Source organism: Pseudomonas sp. S8, assembly GCF_050473925.1.
Taxonomy (GTDB): Bacteria; Pseudomonadota; Gammaproteobacteria; order Pseudomonadales; family Pseudomonadaceae; genus Aquipseudomonas; species Aquipseudomonas parakoreensis.
The window spans coordinates 18,914-35,058 of the sequence record NZ_JBFDVZ010000016.1 but is presented as its reverse complement, the minus strand read 5'-3'; the positions used below and the strand labels follow the sequence as shown (position 1 = coordinate 35,058).

The following is a 16,145-nucleotide window of genomic DNA, read 5'->3' as shown; positions in this document are numbered from 1 at the left end:
CAGCCTTCGTCACCACAAGAAGTTGCCATGAGCCGTTATCGCCCTCCCCGCACCGCCGGCACCGCGCTGATCACCCCTGAAGGTGAAGCGCGGATGCGCGCCGAATTCCATGAACTGTGGCATGTGCGCCGCCCGCAAGTGACGCAGGCAGTCAGCGAGGCAGCGGCGCAGGGTGATCGTTCGGAAAACGCCGAGTACACCTACGGCAAGAAAATGCTGCGCGAGATCGACAGCCGCGTGCGTTTTCTCACCAAGCGACTCGAAGCACTGAAGGTCGTCAGCGAAAAACCCAGCGATCCGAACAAGGTATACTTCGGTGCCTGGGTGACCATCGAGGACGAAGACGGCAAGCAGTCGCGCTACCGTATCGTCGGCCCGGATGAACTGGATCTGAAACTGGGTCTGATCAGCATTGACTCACCGCTGGCTCGTGCCTTGATCGGCAAGGCGCTGGACGCCGAGGTTCGGGTGCAGACGCCAACCGGTGAGCAGTTTGTCTATATCGTGGCGATCGACTATCCCTGAGCGTTTCAGCGGCGGGTGATCAAACCCTGCCGTGCAACGCGGGTCAGTTGCTTGATCATTTCTGGCGCGTCTTCAGCGCTTGGTGCCTGAATCACGGCGAGGTCAAAACTGTCACTGGCAAAGCGCGCCAGCGACTCGCCGTCTTCAACGAACTGGATCAGGAACGCGGCAGGACCGCCGCTGCGACGTGGCCAGCCATCGAGATAACGCAACAGCGTCGGCTGGTGTTTGCCGCCAAGCAGGATTTTTGGATTGCGTTGGGTGATATGTGCCGTGATCGGCGCGGGACGTGCTGGAGGGCGTAGTGCATTCATCGTGTCGTGTCTCTGCCTCAAAAGTCTGCATGGCAGGTGAGAGGCAACACCGAACCAGCGCTTTAGCGGTATTTCGAAGCCCTGTTCCGGCTTCTGACGGCAACTGTCTGAGTCACCTGGCGCCCCGCAAGTAGCTGTTTAAATCGGCGCATGAGCAACATCCTAGAGAACGTGACCGATGAGTGTCAAGAATCAGCCACAACAAAAAAAGGCCCGCACAATGCGGGCCTTTTGCTTGATCCAGAGCGCTCAACCGGCGATGGCGCGATCCACCGACAGCTTGCCGGCGCCTTCGATCATCACCGCGAGGCTGCCACCGAGCAACGCCAGGGCGAACTCGTAACCGTTGTTGGCCATGAACAGACCGTTGCTGATGTGCACGGTGAAGATCGCCACCAGCGACAGGAAGGTCAGACCCAGCGCCGCCGGGCGCGCCAGCAGGCCGATAATCAACGCCAGACCGGCAAAAAACTCAGTACCGCCGGCCAGCGTGGCCATCAGGTAACCCGGGTGCAGACCGATGCTGTCCATGTACTGCGCGGTGCCCGCCAGACCGTAACCACCAAACAGACCAAAGAGTTTTTGCGAACCGTGGGCGGCGAAGATCACGCCGACCGCGATGCGCAGAATGGTCAGGCCGTAACCGGCGCGGGTGAACAGAACCTTGTTGATCAGTGAGCTCATGGGGCATTCCTTGTTTTGCGAGAAGTGTGTTGGGATTGGCCCGCTATATTAATCAGTTAAATTCATGTTAAAAGCGCAATTATTTCGCCATAACAATCAAATTATTAGATCATTTCCGTGAGGCGACTTTCTGTTCCCGGGGCTCCAGTGACTCCCGCTCCCGGTCGAACGCCAGGTAGTACTTGTTCACGCTATTAACATAGCTGACGGGGCCCATGCCCACCTGCTCCATGGCGATGCGTTCGACCTGAAAAAACCACTGGTTGGGATTCAGCCCGCGCCGCCGTGCCTCGGCGCGCATGCCTTGCACCCGTTCCGGGCCGATGTTGTAGGCCGCCAGTGTGAACGCCATGCGCTCGCGCTCATTGAGTTTCGGACTGTTGAAAAACTTGCGACGGATCATCGCCAGATACTTGGCCCCGGCCTGCACATTCGCATCGAGATTCTGGATGTTGTTCACACCGACCCGCTGCGCCGCGGACGGGGTGATCTGCATCAACCCGGTCGGGCCGCTGCCGCTGCGGGCGCCGGGTTGCAGGGCCGACTCCTTGAAGGCCAGCGCCGCCAGGTTCAGCCAGTCCATGTTTTGTGCATCGGCGTGTTTTTGCAGAGTCGGGCGCAGTTTTTCCAGACGCTGACGGTCAGCCTTGGCCAACGGATAGTGCACTTGGTAGAGGCGCCGATAGATCCGCAGGAATTCGGCATCCTCGTTCGCCGGCTTCCTGTAGCCGACCAGAAAGCGATCGATGCTCGCCCGCAGCATCGAGGCATCACGGCGCACGAACCAGTACTCCTCACCCGGTTCACTGATCATCAATTGCCGGTCAAAACGCAGCTTGGGCAGGATCTTGCCCCAGCGCTCGGCGATCGGTTGCTCAACGATAGTCAGGTGAAAAATTCCGCCCTGCACCATCTCCAGCACGTCCTCGACCGCCAGCGTCGGATCGACCCATTCGATCTTGATCGGCGCCAGTTTGTGCAGCGCCAGTTTCTGATTGAGCTGGCTCACCGCGTCCCCTGCCGCACTGCCGGTTGGCAAGGCCAGGGTCTTGCCGGAAAGCTGCTCGACCTTGGTGTAACGACGCTCGCCCTTGATACCGACCAGCACCAGCGGCACATTGCTGGCGATCGGCTCGCTGCTGGCCACCGCGTGGCCGGGTTGCAGATCAAGCAGCTCGCCGGGCGCCACCAGATCACCTTCGCCGCGTTGCAACGCGCCGAGCAGTTGATCCTTGGCTTTGGGAATGATCTTGAGAGTGACTTCCTGGCCGTCGCGGGCGTGGCCATTGAGGTACTGCTCGAAGGCGCGCAGGCGATGGTATTCGACACCGATGGCCTGGCCCTGGACTTCTCCAGAGCTGTTGCGACTCTGGTTGACCAGCACTCGCAGTACGCGGCTGCTGCGTATCTCCGACAGGTCACGGACCTTGGCGGCCGGTACGGCTTGCTGTGGCCCGGGCAAGCGCGCAACCGCCGTTATCGGCAGTAGCAGCGACGCACACAACAGGAGCAAAACCGAGGGACGATGCATCCACTCTCCGGAAAGAATACGGGGCGTTTTTTAACCGCTGAACGGTCAAAATCGCCGACGAAAACAGAGCGCCTGGAGCGCTGGCAAAGTGCGAGAGACTGGCACAGTGATGGCTTTTGCGCCAACCCGGGCTCTGTCACGGCATCAAAAGACAGCTATAACTCTTTGTAGTTCTTGGCTTTTCTTATAAATCTACAGCTCTGGTATGCTTTCCGGCCTTCGGCCCGAGGTAGAACCATGCAACTCATCGATATCGGCGTCAACCTGACCAACCCCAGTTTTGCTGAAAAACATCAGGCCGTGCTCGACCGCGCCTACGCTGCCGGGGTCTGCCAACTGGTGCTGACCGGCACCAGCGTCGAAGGTAGCGAACAGGCGCTGGAGCTGTGCCGGCAACTGGATGACGGCGGCCAACAGCTGTTCGCCACCGCTGGCATTCACCCGCATTCGGCCAGTGACTGGAATGCTGACAGCGCGCGCCGGTTGCGCAGTCTGCTGCACGAGCCAAACGTGGTCGCCGTGGGTGAATGCGGGCTGGATTTCAACCGTGATTTCTCGCCGCGCCCGCAACAGGAAAAAGTCCTCGAAGAACATCTGGCGCTGGCAGTAGAACTGCAATTGCCGGTGTTCCTCCACGAACGCGATGCCAGTCAGCGCTTGCTGGAGATCCTCCGGGACTTCCGTGATCAATTGCCCGCCGCTGTGGTGCACTGCTTTACGGGCGAGCAAAAAGCCTTGTTCAGTTACCTGGATCTGGACCTGCACATCGGCATCACCGGCTGGATCTGCGACGAGCGCCGCGGCACGCACCTGCACTCGCTGGTCAAGGAGATCAAACGCGGACGACTGATGCTCGAAAGCGACGCGCCGTATCTGCTGCCGCGCACCTTGCGCCCAAAACCGAAGAACGGCCGCAATGAGCCGGCGTATCTGACCGAAGTATTGCGCGAAGTGGCGTTGCACCGAGGCGAGAGCGAGGAAGACCTGGCAGCGCACACCACCGCGTGTGCCCGCGCGTTCTTCAACCTTCCTGCCCTTCCCTGACACACCAGAATCCCCCTGTGGGAGCGAGCCTGCTCGCGAAAGCGGTGGTTCAGATGTCAATGATGTTGGCCGACACGCCCTCTTCGCGAGCAGGCTCGCTCCCACAGGGGGGATGAGTTCTTTTGATGTGTATCAAGATCCGCAGATCTGCATAGCGGCACAATGCTGGCACCTTGCCAAAACTGTTTCCGCTATCAGAGAAGACCTCCATGGGTGCCTGGCTTAGCAATATCTCGCTGAAATACAAATTCTGGGCGGTCAACGCAGTCGCTTTCGTCACCACCCTGTTGCTGGTGCTGTACGCCGTGCAACTGGAACAGCAGGCGCGCAGCCACGCGGCGCAGGCCTCCGCCCAGGCCCAGGCACAATTGCTCAAGGCCTGGCCGGCCGGGCAGGCATTGCCCAAGGCTGATCAGATTCTGACCTTCAAACGCGGGGAAGCGCCGCGCCTCAACGATCAGCCGGTGCTGGAGATCAGCGACAACAACGGCTGGAACGAAATCAATCACCTGCCATTGTTCGGCAGTAACCCGTTAATGGGCGCCGAAGTGTTCAGCCGCGCCGACGGACAGCAGGTGGCAGTCATTGCCTATGGTCCAAGCCTGGCGCAAGTGTTCAGCGAACGTTTTGCCAACTACGCGGTGGCAGTGTTCATCCTGATGCTGGCCATGCTCGGCGCTTCGCAACTGCTGATCCGCTTCCTGCTCAGCCAACTCAACACATTGAAAGACGTGATGCTGCACGTCGAGAAAAGCGGTGACCTCTCGGCCCGCGTGCCGCTGGCGTGCAAGGACGAAGTCGGGCAGATGGCCAACGCGTTCAACGCGATGCAGGCCGGATACCAACGGGTGGTCACCACCGTCGCCAACACTGCGCGACAACTCGACGTCGGTGCCGCGCGTCTGGCGGCGAGCATGAACGAAGTGCGCCACGGCATGCTCGGTCAGCAAAGTGAAACCGATCAGGCCGCCACCGCAATCAACGAAATGACCGCCACGGTTTATCACATCGCCCAGCACGCCGGCGCCACCCGCGATCTGTCGCAGACCGCCGATGGTCTGGCCGGCAGCGGTCAACAAGTGGTCAGTCGCGTACAGCAGTCGATTGCCGGACTCTCCAGCGGCGTGCAGCAGACAGCCGAAATGATCCAGCGCCTGGCCGAAGACAGCCAGAAGATCAACGGCGTGGTCAGCGTGATTCACAGCATCGCCGAGCAAACCAATCTGCTGGCACTGAACGCCGCCATCGAAGCAGCCCGTGCCGGCGAGATGGGCCGCGGTTTTGCGGTAGTCGCCGATGAGGTGCGCAACCTGGCGAAACGCGTGCAGACCTCCACCGATGAAATCACCACCATGGTCTCGGCGCTGCAGGCCGGCACCCGCGATGCGGTGGACTTCATGCAGGAGAGTTCGTACAAGGCCGACGACTGCGTGCAGCAGGCACAGGAGGCTGGCGAGGCGCTGGCGGAAATCACTGGCGCCGTGGCGCAGATGCGCGAGAGCAACACGCAGATTGCGGTGGCGGCCGAGCAGCAGAGCCAAGTGGCGGAAGAGATGAATCGGGCAGTGGTGAGCATTCGTGATGTGACTGAAAACACCGTGCAGCAGACCGTGGATTCGGCGACCACCAGTAATGAGTTGGCAACGTTGGCCGGGGAGCTCAACAAGGCAATCGGGCAGTTGAAACTCTGAAGATCAAAAGATCGCAGCCTTCGGCAGCTCCTACAGGTATACGCATTTCAATGTAGGAGCTGCCGAAGGCTGCGATCTTTTTTTGTTCACCATTACTATGATGCCAATAGCCAACCTTGATTCGCCGCCCCACCCGCCCCGGCCTATTCTTCAAGCATGTGTTCAACATGGATCGAGGAGTAGTCAACATGGGCAAACGTCACCCCAACCTTCCCGCGTGGCAATGGCGCGCGTACCCGAACAATCACCAGCACCCGACCAATCTGGTGTTGCACCTGATTGCCGTGCCGCTGTTCATCGTCGCGTTTCTGTTGATTGTGTCCGGAGTGTTCAGCCTGAGCCTGGCCAGTGTCGCCATCGGCGTAATCGGGATTGTCGCGGCGCTGGGTCTGCAGCGCCACGGCCACAGCCTGGAGGCGCAAGCCTCCGAGCCGTTCAGCGATCACAAAGATGCCGTGTCACGCTTGCTGGTCGAGCAGTTCCTGACCTTTCCGCGGTTTTTCCTCAGTGGCGGCTGGTGGCGCGCCTGGCGGGAGCGCCACCGTCGGCATTGAGTGACTCAGGCAAAAATCGTCACGGTCTGCCGACTCATGGCAATCAACTCCCCCTCCGCGCTCCACAGCTTGGCGGCCACATGGCCGTAACCATCAGCGGCGTACTCGATATCCGCCAGGTATTTGCACCAGTCCAGCGTGCTCAAGTCGCGTAGCGGCTGCACGAATTCAATGGTCCAGGTCAACGTGCTGCCCGGTGCCGGTTTCTTCAGATACGGCAACAGTGCCGGAGGCCAGGCATCCACCAGCGCCAGCAGATGCGCCTCATTGGCCGGTTCTTCCTTGACGTCCCCACGCAAGCGCACCCAGCCGCCCATCTGCCGAGACTTATTGCCAGTGAACGGCATGCCGCCAACACTCCAGCGCATCGCCAGGTGCCGCATGAACTCCGGGGTCACGCCTTTGATATAGGGCAACTCCTGGCATTCCTCCCAGTGTTTCATTTCGACTGCCGGATATGCGGCAACGGCCACTTCCGAAGGCCGCGAAGCACCGAAGCTGCCCTGCACGATAGTCACCACCTGACCGTTCTGCATCGCACGCCCCAGCACCTGACTAACCGCTTTGCCTTCGCGCAACACATCAACTTCGAAACGCACCGGGACGTCCGGCTCGACCGGGCCGACAAAGGTGATCGCCAACGAACGCACCGGGCGCTCGGCCGGCACTTCCGCGCGCATGGTTTCGTATTGCAGCGCCGCGACCAGGCCGCCAAAACTGGCCCGGCCCTGACCCCACTCGGCGGGAATGGTCACTTCTGGCTGGCGACGAACCGCCTCGAGCAGATCGGAAAAGCGCATGACAACCTCGGCAAGCGAAAAAGGAATGCAGCGATCTTAACCAGCATGGCAGAGCGCCGCAGCGTCTATTCCGGTCAAATGGACTGACAGAAAGGCCTTACCCCGATTTCCCACTCAAAGAAAAACCCCTGTAGGCGCTGCCGAAGGCTGCGATCTTTGTTTTTTAAAATCAAAAGATCGCAGCCTTCGGCAGCTCCTACAGGGGCCGGGTGATATCGAGGTTATTTGAAGCAGGCTGAACTGAGTTTTTCCAGCACCCGATCCGCCTTGGCTTCAGCCTTGATCAGGCCCGCCTGCCAGGTCGCGACGCAGGGTTGCAGATCGCTTTCCTGCTCGGCCCGCGCCAGCCACTGCCAGCAATCGTGCCAGTCGCCCAGCGCGCCCTGCGCCGACTTCAGCCGCTCCAGCGCCGGCTCAGGCAGGCGATCGAGTTCCGGATAGGCTTCGATGCCATACCGCACGCGCTTGATCAGCAAGCGCAGACGATGCCGGTCATGGGCCGGATCGTGCAGGGCCTCGTCGAGTTTTTTCCATTGTTTGTGCAGGCGTTTTTCGATGCGTTTGCCCAGCCCCTTGAGCAGCCCCTGACGCTCGGAGGCACGCAAAAATCGCGGGAAAGCGTCGAGGATGATCAGCAGCGAAGCCACTTCGGCGCTGGCTGCCAAGGCTGGATAGGCTTCGTCCATTTGCGCCATGCGCCGCTGCGCCGCTTGCGGTTGATCATGCTTGAGCAGGTACGCCGCCAGCACCTCGCGGTCGCGCCACGGCGTGGTCAACTGCCCCACCGCGGATGCCGCCACTTCCAGTTGCTCGACACCGGGCAAGCCACGCAAGGGTCGCAACAGGCTGCGCAAGCGCCGTACCGTAGTGCGCAGGTCATGCAGCGCCTCGGGGTCGGTACGCGCGGTCAGGCGCGCCTGACAGGCCAGCAAACGCACTTCCAGACTCAGGACATGAGCCACCAACCGATCCACCAACGCAGACATCACTTGCTCCTGATTCACATGGCTTGAAGGATGAGTCTGCCGTCAGAAGGCACGCGCATCCTTGCGTCAAGTCAGCAGCTTAGCGTCCGGCGCGGGATTCGCGAATATAGAAACGGGCTTTCTCGGCCTTTTTGCTGCAGCCTTCGAAGCCTTCGAATTGCTGTTGAGTCTTGGCCGCCGTCAGCAATGACAGCGCCTTGGAGTAACTGACCGTGCCGGCAAAACCTTCGGCCTTGGCCAGGTCCAGTTCATGCCACGCCGCATCGAGCTGACTGCCACAGCTGTCACGATAAGCAGTCTTGCCAGCGCAACCGGCCAATGCCAGCGCAATCAACGGCACACAGATCCAGGCTTTCATCACTCACACCTCAAAATAGGTCAACAGTCGTGCAGGTAAGACGTTACGGCGCGGGAAAAGTGCCTTGGCGCCCCATGAATCTGCGGTGACCAAAGCATAGCGCCGAGTGGTCACGCCGTAGCGAAAAAACGACGCGCCTGCGGCCCCGAACGACCCTGACGATTGTCGCCCGCCCCCGGATGGGTGCATTGTGAAGCCTTGTCGGGGAGGAAGCTTGATGAAAAAGCGTGTCGCACTGGTGCTGGGCTCCGGTGGCGCCCGGGGTTACGCCCATATCGGAGTCATCGAAGAGATCGAAAGACGCGGTTACGACATTGCCTGCATTGCCGGTTGTTCGATGGGGGCGGTGGTCGGAGGAATCTATGCGGCCGGCAAACTCGATCAGTATCGCAACTGGATCGAAACCCTCGACTATCTGGACGTGCTGCGGCTGGTGGACGTGAGTTTTCGTCTCGGGGCCATTCGCGGCGAAAAGGTCTTCGGGCAGATCCGCAAGATCGTCGGCGAAATCAACATCGAAGACCTGCGCATCCCCTACACCGCGGTCGCCGCCGACCTGACCAACCAGCAGGAAATCTGGTTCCAGGAAGGCTGCCTGCATCAGGCGATGCGCGCCTCGGCGGCGATCCCCAGCCTGTTCACGCCGGTGATGCAGGGCAATCGGATGCTGGTGGACGGCGGCATTCTCAACCCGTTGCCGATTGTGCCGGTGGTGTCCAGCCACTGCGACCTGATCATCGCGGTCAACCTCAACGCCACCAACCAGCGTCACTACAAATTGCCGGTGATCCAGCGCCCGCCAGCCTTTCGTTCGCGCTTCGACAGCCTGCTCAGTTCGCTGGGTTCGAAGATGCCGTTCCGTCGCAAACAGGCCGAGCAATTGCTGCTGCTTGAACAGGAAGCCCTGCGTGCGGAGGCGGCGGACATCAACCCGTGGCTGGAAGGCAGCGAACCGGAAAGTCAGCAACCGGCAGCGGCACCCGAGCGCGAAGGTGCGCCGAAATCCGCCACCGGTTCGTTCATCATCGACAACGTCGGGCCGGCGTCACTGCTGGACTTGATCAACCAGAGTTTCGAGGTGATGCAGACCTCGTTGGCGCAGTACAAGATCGCCGGCTATCCGCCGGACATCCTGATCAACGTGCCGAAGCGCGTGTGCCGGTTTTTCGAGTTCTACAAAGCGCCGGAACTGATCGCGCTGGGGCGGGAGATTGCGCGGGATACGCTGGATCGGTATGAGAGTGAGCAGGGTTGAAATCCCGGCTGGCTGTCAGGGCCTCATCGCAGGCAAGCCAGCTCCCACAGGGTTCTGCGCAGTTATTGAAATTTGTATTTCACACCGTCCACTGTGGGAGCGGGCTTGCCCGCGAAGGCGTCAGCTCAGCCAACCCGAAACCTACAGACTGTTATCACTGATCAGCCGATACCCGACGCCAGCTTCAGTGACAATAAACCGCGGCCGAGTCGGATCATCCGCCAGCTTCTGGCGCAAATGCCCAACGACAATCCGCAGGTAATGACTGTCCTCGGTATGCGTCGGCCCCCAGATGTCCTTGAGCAATTGCTGTTGGGTGATCACCCTGCCCGGATGCCGTGCCAGTTGCGCCAGCACCGCGTATTCCTTGCGGGTCAGCGCCACTTCGGCGCCATCGAGCAACACCCGCCGATAGGCCAGATCCACGGTCAACGGGCCGAACGACAGCGCCGCCTGTTGCGCCTCGCCAGCCGGCGCCTGACGCAACAACGCGCGGACCCGGGCGAGAAACTCCTGAATGCCGAACGGTTTGGTCACGTAGTCGTTGGCGCCGCCATCCAGCGCCTGGACTTTCTGCCCTTCGCTGGCCCGCACCGAGAGCACCAGCACCGGCGCAGTGGCCCACTCGCGAAACTCGCGCAGCACCTGCTGGCCATCCATGTCCGGCAGGCCGAGGTCGAGCACCAGCAAGTCCGGCTTGTTCAGCGCCGCCTGCGCCAGGCCCTCGGCACCCGTGCCGGCCTCGAGCACTTTGTAGCCTTGTGAGGCGAGGCTGATGCGCAGGAATTTACGGATCTGCGGTTCGTCATCGATGACCAAAATGGTCGCGGTCTGGCTCATGAATTCACATCAACACAAAAGATTGGCAAGAGAGTAACGCAGTCGCGATCAGGCTTCATTGTCCATCCCCGGTTGCGTCTGCAACGGCAGGTGCAGGGTGATGCAAGTGCCGCGGCCGTCGATGCCGTCGGCGACGCTGATTCGCCCGCCATGCGCACCGACCATGCCCTGGCAGATCGCCAGCCCCAGACCGGTGCCCTGCCCGCCGCGATCACCACGGGCGGCGGTGTAGAACATGTCGAAAATCTTCGCCCGCTCGTCCTCGGGAATTCCCGGGCCTTCGTCGCTGACCGAGAAGAAAATCTCTTCGTCATTGGCGCCGGCACTCAGTTGCAAACGACCGTGTGGCGGCGAGAAGCGCGCAGCGTTTTCCAGCACATTGACCAGCGCCTGCTCGATCAGCGCGGCGTGCACGAACAGCAGCGGCAACTCGGCCGGCACATCGGTGCTTACCTGCAACGGCGCGAGCACTGCACGCAGGCGATTGAGCGAGCTGCCGACGATGTCCGCCGGCGCTACCCAGTCGCGCGCGAGCTTCAATGCACCGTGGCCGAGGCGGGTCATGTCCAGCAGGTTCTGGATGTAGCGGTCGAGGCGTTCGGCTTCATCGCGCGTGCCTTCGAGCAACTCGCGGCGATCCTCCAGTGGAATGGCTTCGCCGAGGGCCAGCAAGCTGTCGATGCTGCCGCGCATGGCGGTCAGCGGTGTGCGCAGATCATGCGATACCGAGGCCAGCAGCGCACTGCGCAATTGCTCGGTTTCGCCGTGCAGGCGCGCGGCTTCCAGATCGTCCGCCAGTTGCGCCCGGGCCAGCGCCTGCGCCAGCGGCTGACTCAACGCGGTGAGCAGGCGTCGACGCTGGCCGCTCAAAGTCTGGCCTTCTTTGGCGCAGACCCCGAGCAGCGCCAGCGGCCCGTCTTCCACCGACAGCGGCCACCACCACCAGCGACCGAATGGCAGCGTGCCGGTGCCCATGCCCGCCGGTTGATCGTGCTGCCAGGCCCAGTCGGCGGCAGCACGTTCGGATTCGCTGAATTCCAGCGGTCCGCCGGTCTCGACTTTCCAGCCGCCCTGGCCGTCGCGGTTGAGCAGGCACAATTGCAGATCACTCCAGCCATTGAGGTGCTGCGCGGCAGCGCTGATCACGGCCTGACGATCCGTCGCCGCCGTGAGTTTGCGCGACAGGTCGAGCAGCTCGGTGGTCTCTTCCTGCGTGTCGCGCAGCGCTTGCAACTGCCGTCGCTGACGCGCAGCGAGATTACCGGTGAGCGCCGCCATCAGCAGGAAGAACAGCAAGGTCAAAACGTCTTCTTCGCGCTGGATGGCGAAGGAAAAATTCGGCGGAATGAACAGAAAATCGTAGGTCAGAAACGACAGCGCCGCGCACGCCAGCGCCGGCCCCAGACTGCTGCGCACCGCCACCAGCAACACCGCCGCGAGAAACACCAGCGAGATGTTCGGCAGCGGCAAAATACTCGAGACCGCCCACGCCAGGGCACTGGCCAACACCGTGGCAACCAGCGCCAACAGATAGTCGAACCAGACCAGCGTCGGCGTCGCCCGCAGACGCGGCTGCGGGTGTTCATGGTCGTTATCGAGGACGTTGATTTCCAGGCCGTGGGCCTGGCGCAACAGACGCGCGGCGAGTCCACCACCGAACAGACGACGGCGCAGACTCGCCCGCGACTGGCCGACCAGCAGCAGACTCGCCCGGCGTTCGGCAGCATGCTGAATCAGGGTTTTCGCCACTTCGCCGGCGCGCAACAACACCACTTCGCCGCCGAGGCGTTCGGCCAGTTGCTGGGCATTTTGCAGGCGCAGGCGCGATTGCTCGTCGCGCACCGTGCCGTTGTCGACATGCACCAGACTCCACGGTAAATGCCGGCGCTGGGCCACGCGGCTGGCGTGACGCACCAGGCGTTCGGCATGCGCGTCGCCATCGACGCCGACCAGCAACCGCCCGCGCACCGCCGGAGCCGCCTGACCGAGTTGGCGATAGCCTTGCGCAAGATCGTTATCAACCTGCGCGGCCGCCGTTTGCATCGCCAGTTCACGCAACGCGGTGAGGTTGGTCTGGGTGAAAAACGCATCGATCGCCGCTCGCGCCTGTTCCGGCACGTAGACCTTGCCTTCACGCAGACGCTCCAGCAGCTCGCGCGGTGGCAGGTCGATCAGCAGCAGTTCGTAGGCTTCCTGCAGCACCCAGTCCGGCAGGGTTTCGCGCACCTGCACACCGGTGATGCCGCGCACCTGATCGTTGAGACTTTCCAGGTGCTGGACGTTGACCGTGGTGTAGACGTCGATGCCGGCGGCGAGCAGTTCCTGAATATCCTGCCAGCGCTTGGCGTGACGACTGCCCGGGGCGTTGGTGTGCGCCAGTTCGTCCACCAGTACCAGTTTCGGTTTAGCCGCAAGCAGACCGTCGAGGTCCATTTCTTCGAGCATCACGCCACGGTATTCCGAGCGCACCAACGGCTGCTGCGGCAAACCGCCGAGCAGCGCTTCAGTCTCCGCGCGGCCGTGGGTTTCGACGACGCCAGCGATGACTTTCACGCCCTGGCGCAATTGCGTGTGTGCGGCCTGGAGCATGGCGTAGGTTTTGCCGACGCCGGGAGCGGCGCCGAGGAAAATCTTCAGCCGACCACGGCCGTCGCGGGGCAGGTCTGCTAACAGCGCGTCGGCGCGGCCGGAGTCGCTCATGCTTGATCTCTTCAGTCAGATGTTTATGCGTTGCCAGTTATGGCCTCTTCGCGAGCAAGCTCGCTCCCACAGGTTCAGTGTTGCTCTTGTGGGAGCGAGCCTGCTCGCGAATGGCCGCGCCGCCGAATTACAGCTTTTCCAGCGCCATGTTCAATTCCAGCACATTCACCACCGGCGGCCCCACCAGTGGCTGTTCGATGTGCGCATCGAGCAGTTGCTGCAAGGTCGACACCGGCAGGTTGCGCGCTTGCGCGACACGCGCCAGTTGATAGGCAATTGCCGCCGGTGGCAAGTGCGGATCGAGGCCACTGCCGGAGGTGGTCAGCAGCGCCAAGGGCACTGGCCCCTGGCCGGGCACCTGCAACTTGTTGGCGTCATCGATCACCCGCGTGGCCAGCGCTGGATTGCTCGGCGCCAGGTTGCTGGCGCTGCTGGACACGGTCGCAAACGCGCCCGCCGAAGGACGTGGATGGAACCACGCATCACCGACGAAATCCTGGGCGATCAGCGACGAGCCGCGCACCTTGCCGTCGGCATCGTGCACCAGGCTGCCATTGGCCTGATCAGGGAAGGCGACCTGGGCGACGCCGGTCACCACCAGTGGATAGGCCACGCCAGTGACCAGGGTCATCAGCACCAGCAGGCTCAGGGCCGGACGTATCATTGTGGACATTGCAAAATCCTCGAATTCAGAAAGCGGATACCGCGTTAATTCAGGTGGACCGAGTCGATTTCATCGCCAGCAGGCTGACTACCACAGGGGACCGCATTGCAACTGTGGGAGCGAGCCTGCGCGCGAATGGATCACACCAGATGCAGCGCCGTCAGCAACATGTCGATCGCCTTGATCCCCACGAACGGCACCAGAATCCCGCCCAGTCCGTAGATCAGCAGATTGCGTCGCAGCAATGCCGCGGCGCTCGCCGCCTGCACGCGCACGCCGCGCAATGCCAGTGGAATCAGCACGACGATGATCAGGGCGTTGAACACGATGGCCGAGAGGATCGCGCTCTGCGGACTGGTCAGGTGCATGATGTTCAGCACGCCCAGTTGCGGATAAATCGCGGCGAACAGCGCCGGCAGAATCGCGAAGTATTTGGCCACGTCGTTGGCGATGGAAAACGTCGTCAGCGCGCCACGGGTCACCAGCAACTCCTTGCCGATCTGCACCACGTCCAGCAGCTTGGTCGGGTCGCTGTCGAGGTCGACCATGTTCGCCGCTTCGCGCGCGGCTTGTGTGCCGTCGTTCATCGCCATGCCGACGTCAGCCTGGGCCAGCGCCGGGGCGTCGTTGGCGCCGTCGCCGCACATGGCGACCAGACGGCCGTCGTTCTGCTCATGGCGGATACGCGCCAGTTTTTTCTCCGGGGTGGCTTCGGCGAGCACGTCATCGACGCCCGCTTCAGCCGCGATGGCCGCAGCGGTCAACGGGTTGTCACCGGTGACCATCACCGTGCGAATCCCCAGTTTGCGCAGCTCGGCAAAACGCTCGCGAATGCCTGGCTTGACCACGTCCTTGAGGTGGATCGCACCCAGCAGCTTGCCGTCGGCGCAGACCAGCAACGGCGTGCCGCCACTCTGGGCGATCTTGTCGATTTCTCGCGACAGCGCCGGGGCCAGATCGGAGCGTTGTTGACCAAGGAACGCCAGCAGCGAATCCACGGCGCCCTTGCGGTATACGCGGCCCTGATAGTCGACACCGGACAGGCGGGTTTCCGCGCTGAACGGCACGGCAATCAAGGTATCCAGCGCTGGTTCGGATTGCGGGTGCAGACCGCGCAGGTACTCGACGATGGATTTGCCTTCGGCGGTTTCGTCCGCCAGCGAGGCGAACAACGCACCTTCGGCCAACTCGCGACCACTCACGCCCGGCGCGGCATACACCGCGCTGCAACGACGGTTGCCGAAGGTGATGGTACCGGTCTTGTCCAGCAGCAGCACGTGCACGTCACCGGCCGCTTCCACGGCGCGACCGGACTTGGCGATCACGTTCAGGCGTACCAGACGATCCATCCCGGCAATACCGATGGCCGACAACAGGCCTCCGATGGTGGTCGGAATCAGCGTGACCAGCAGCGCCACCAGGAACACCAGCGGCAGGCTGCCATTGGCGAAGTGGGCGAACGGTTGCAGGGTCACTACCACCAGCAGGAAGATCAGAGTCAGGCCGATCAGCAGGATATCCAGCGCGACTTCGTTCGGGGTCTTCTGGCGCTTGGCGCCTTCGACCAACGCAATCATGCGGTCGAGGGTCGACTCACCGGGGTTGGCGGTGATCTTCACCAGCAACCAGTCGGACACCAGGCGCGTGTTGCCGGTGACCGCCGAGCGATCGCCGCCGGACTCGCGAATCACTGGCGCCGACTCACCGGTAATCGCCGCTTCATTGACCGCCGCGATCCCTTCGATGACTTCGCCGTCACCGGGGATCATCTCCCCCGCTTCGACGCGCACCACATCACCTTTGCGCAGGTTGGCGGCAGGCACGACCTGGAAGCTGCCATTGGCCAGTTTGCGCCGCGCGCTGAGGCCTTCGCTGCCGGCCTTGAGGCTGTCGGCGCGGGCCTTGCCGCGCCCCTCGGCCAAGGCTTCGGCGAAGTTGGCGAACAGCACCGTGAACCACAGCCACAGGGCAATCTGCGCGGCGACGAACGTCGGCACGACGTTGTCCGGGATGAAGCACAGCACGGTGGTGAAAATCGCCGTCAGTTCGACCACCAGCATCACTGGCGAACGCACCAGTTGGCGCGGGTCGAGCTTGACGAAAGCTTGCACCAGCGCCGGACGCCACAGGGCCGAGATCGCGGTTTTCGCTTGTTCCGGCGCCTTCACGGCGGCGGGTTTGATTGCGGGCATATTCATC

General features: G+C 62.1%; 15 protein-coding genes. 5 read left to right on the top strand and 10 right to left on the bottom strand.

The genetic code is table 11. The annotated features are described in order from the left end of the window. The first annotated feature begins 27 nt into the window (after positions 1 to 27). Complete coding sequence (gene greB / locus AB1J88_RS01395) at positions 28 to 525, top strand: transcription elongation factor GreB (protein WP_007964774.1); 498 nt, start codon at positions 28 to 30, stop codon at positions 523 to 525. Positions 526 to 530: 5 nt separating this feature from the next. Here greB and AB1J88_RS01390 read toward each other — a convergent pair whose 3' ends face one another. The 3 genes from AB1J88_RS01390 to AB1J88_RS01380 all read right to left on the bottom strand — a co-directional run bounded on the left by AB1J88_RS01390 (position 531) and on the right by AB1J88_RS01380 (position 3,054). Beyond that, positions 531 to 839: a hypothetical protein gene (locus AB1J88_RS01390; RefSeq protein WP_003226820.1), complete on the bottom strand. Its 309-nt coding sequence runs from the start codon at positions 837 to 839 to the stop codon at positions 531 to 533. A gap of 249 nt (positions 840 to 1,088) precedes the next feature. After that, on the bottom strand, positions 1,089 to 1,523 hold the full coding sequence (locus AB1J88_RS01385; protein ID WP_041069491.1) for a DoxX family protein: 435 nt from the start codon (positions 1,521 to 1,523) through the stop codon (positions 1,089 to 1,091). 109 nt (positions 1,524 to 1,632) lie between these two features. Beyond that, positions 1,633 to 3,054, bottom strand: coding sequence for a transglycosylase SLT domain-containing protein (locus AB1J88_RS01380; RefSeq protein WP_108183413.1), 1,422 nt, complete (start codon positions 3,052 to 3,054; stop codon positions 1,633 to 1,635). Between the two features lie 237 nt (positions 3,055 to 3,291). Here AB1J88_RS01380 and AB1J88_RS01375 point away from each other — a divergent pair, with 237 nt between their 5' ends. From AB1J88_RS01375 to AB1J88_RS01365, 3 genes are all read left to right on the top strand, one after another. After that, positions 3,292 to 4,098, top strand: a complete 807-nt coding sequence (locus AB1J88_RS01375) for a TatD family hydrolase (RefSeq protein ID WP_222018749.1) — start codon at positions 3,292 to 3,294, stop codon at positions 4,096 to 4,098. A gap of 209 nt (positions 4,099 to 4,307) precedes the next feature. Then, positions 4,308 to 5,789 carry a methyl-accepting chemotaxis protein gene (locus tag AB1J88_RS01370; RefSeq protein WP_198759840.1) on the top strand — a complete coding sequence of 494 codons (1,482 nt, stop codon included), beginning with the start codon at positions 4,308 to 4,310 and terminating at the stop codon, positions 5,787 to 5,789. Between the two features lie 188 nt (positions 5,790 to 5,977). Continuing rightward, the gene (locus AB1J88_RS01365; protein WP_430290018.1) at positions 5,978 to 6,343 is read left to right on the top strand and encodes an Mpo1-like protein; all 366 of its coding nucleotides are present in this window, start codon (positions 5,978 to 5,980) and stop codon (positions 6,341 to 6,343) included. 5 nt (positions 6,344 to 6,348) lie between these two features. On the opposite strand, the gene AB1J88_RS01360 is transcribed toward AB1J88_RS01365, so the two are convergent. The 3 genes from AB1J88_RS01360 to AB1J88_RS01350 all read right to left on the bottom strand — a co-directional run bounded on the left by AB1J88_RS01360 (position 6,349) and on the right by AB1J88_RS01350 (position 8,487). After that, complete coding sequence (locus AB1J88_RS01360) at positions 6,349 to 7,143, bottom strand: acyl-CoA thioesterase (protein ID WP_430290017.1); 795 nt, start codon at positions 7,141 to 7,143, stop codon at positions 6,349 to 6,351. 221 nt (positions 7,144 to 7,364) lie between these two features. Then, complete coding sequence (locus AB1J88_RS01355; protein WP_047295498.1) at positions 7,365 to 8,129, bottom strand: CHAD domain-containing protein; 765 nt, start codon at positions 8,127 to 8,129, stop codon at positions 7,365 to 7,367. A gap of 79 nt (positions 8,130 to 8,208) precedes the next feature. After that, positions 8,209 to 8,487, bottom strand: coding sequence for a hypothetical protein (locus tag AB1J88_RS01350; protein ID WP_041069470.1), 279 nt, complete (start codon positions 8,485 to 8,487; stop codon positions 8,209 to 8,211). A 217-nt stretch (positions 8,488 to 8,704) separates the two neighbouring features. On the opposite strand from AB1J88_RS01350, the gene AB1J88_RS01345 reads away from it, so the two are divergent. Next, entirely contained in the window at positions 8,705 to 9,742 is a 1,038-nt protein-coding gene (locus AB1J88_RS01345; protein ID WP_047295500.1) for a patatin-like phospholipase family protein, read from the top strand. 141 nt (positions 9,743 to 9,883) lie between these two features. Here the strand turns inward: AB1J88_RS01345 and AB1J88_RS01340 are convergent, their stop codons facing one another. From AB1J88_RS01340 to kdpB, 4 genes are all read right to left on the bottom strand, one after another. Next, a complete protein-coding gene (locus AB1J88_RS01340; RefSeq protein WP_041069463.1) occupies positions 9,884 to 10,582 on the bottom strand; it encodes a response regulator in 699 nt (232 codons plus the stop codon). A gap of 48 nt (positions 10,583 to 10,630) precedes the next feature. Further along, on the bottom strand, positions 10,631 to 13,282 hold the full coding sequence (locus tag AB1J88_RS01335; protein ID WP_430290016.1) for a DUF4118 domain-containing protein: 2,652 nt from the start codon (positions 13,280 to 13,282) through the stop codon (positions 10,631 to 10,633). A 127-nt stretch (positions 13,283 to 13,409) separates the two neighbouring features. Further along, on the bottom strand, positions 13,410 to 13,955 hold the full coding sequence (gene kdpC, locus AB1J88_RS01330; RefSeq protein ID WP_430290015.1) for a potassium-transporting ATPase subunit KdpC: 546 nt from the start codon (positions 13,953 to 13,955) through the stop codon (positions 13,410 to 13,412). Between the two features lie 131 nt (positions 13,956 to 14,086). Further along, the gene (gene kdpB, locus AB1J88_RS01325; protein WP_174377164.1) at positions 14,087 to 16,144 is read right to left on the bottom strand and encodes a potassium-transporting ATPase subunit KdpB; all 2,058 of its coding nucleotides are present in this window, start codon (positions 16,142 to 16,144) and stop codon (positions 14,087 to 14,089) included. Between the last annotated feature and the right edge of the window lies 1 nt (position 16,145).

Coding starts and splice junctions, on each gene's coding strand:
- greB (WP_007964774.1), top strand. CDS start 28: ATGAGCCGTTATCGCCCTCCCCGCACCGCCGGCACCGCGCTGATCACC.
- AB1J88_RS01390 (WP_003226820.1), bottom strand. CDS start 839: ATGAATGCACTACGCCCTCCAGCACGTCCCGCGCCGATCACGGCACAT.
- AB1J88_RS01385 (WP_041069491.1), bottom strand. CDS start 1,523: ATGAGCTCACTGATCAACAAGGTTCTGTTCACCCGCGCCGGTTACGGC.
- AB1J88_RS01380 (WP_108183413.1), bottom strand. CDS start 3,054: ATGCATCGTCCCTCGGTTTTGCTCCTGTTGTGTGCGTCGCTGCTACTG.
- AB1J88_RS01375 (WP_222018749.1), top strand. CDS start 3,292: ATGCAACTCATCGATATCGGCGTCAACCTGACCAACCCCAGTTTTGCT.
- AB1J88_RS01370 (WP_198759840.1), top strand. CDS start 4,308: ATGGGTGCCTGGCTTAGCAATATCTCGCTGAAATACAAATTCTGGGCG.
- AB1J88_RS01365 (WP_430290018.1), top strand. CDS start 5,978: ATGGGCAAACGTCACCCCAACCTTCCCGCGTGGCAATGGCGCGCGTAC.
- AB1J88_RS01360 (WP_430290017.1), bottom strand. CDS start 7,143: ATGCGCTTTTCCGATCTGCTCGAGGCGGTTCGTCGCCAGCCAGAAGTG.
- AB1J88_RS01355 (WP_047295498.1), bottom strand. CDS start 8,129: ATGTCTGCGTTGGTGGATCGGTTGGTGGCTCATGTCCTGAGTCTGGAA.
- AB1J88_RS01350 (WP_041069470.1), bottom strand. CDS start 8,487: ATGAAAGCCTGGATCTGTGTGCCGTTGATTGCGCTGGCATTGGCCGGT.
- AB1J88_RS01345 (WP_047295500.1), top strand. CDS start 8,705: ATGAAAAAGCGTGTCGCACTGGTGCTGGGCTCCGGTGGCGCCCGGGGT.
- AB1J88_RS01340 (WP_041069463.1), bottom strand. CDS start 10,582: ATGAGCCAGACCGCGACCATTTTGGTCATCGATGACGAACCGCAGATC.
- AB1J88_RS01335 (WP_430290016.1), bottom strand. CDS start 13,282: ATGAGCGACTCCGGCCGCGCCGACGCGCTGTTAGCAGACCTGCCCCGC.
- kdpC (WP_430290015.1), bottom strand. CDS start 13,955: ATGTCCACAATGATACGTCCGGCCCTGAGCCTGCTGGTGCTGATGACC.
- kdpB (WP_174377164.1), bottom strand. CDS start 16,144: ATGAATATGCCCGCAATCAAACCCGCCGCCGTGAAGGCGCCGGAACAA.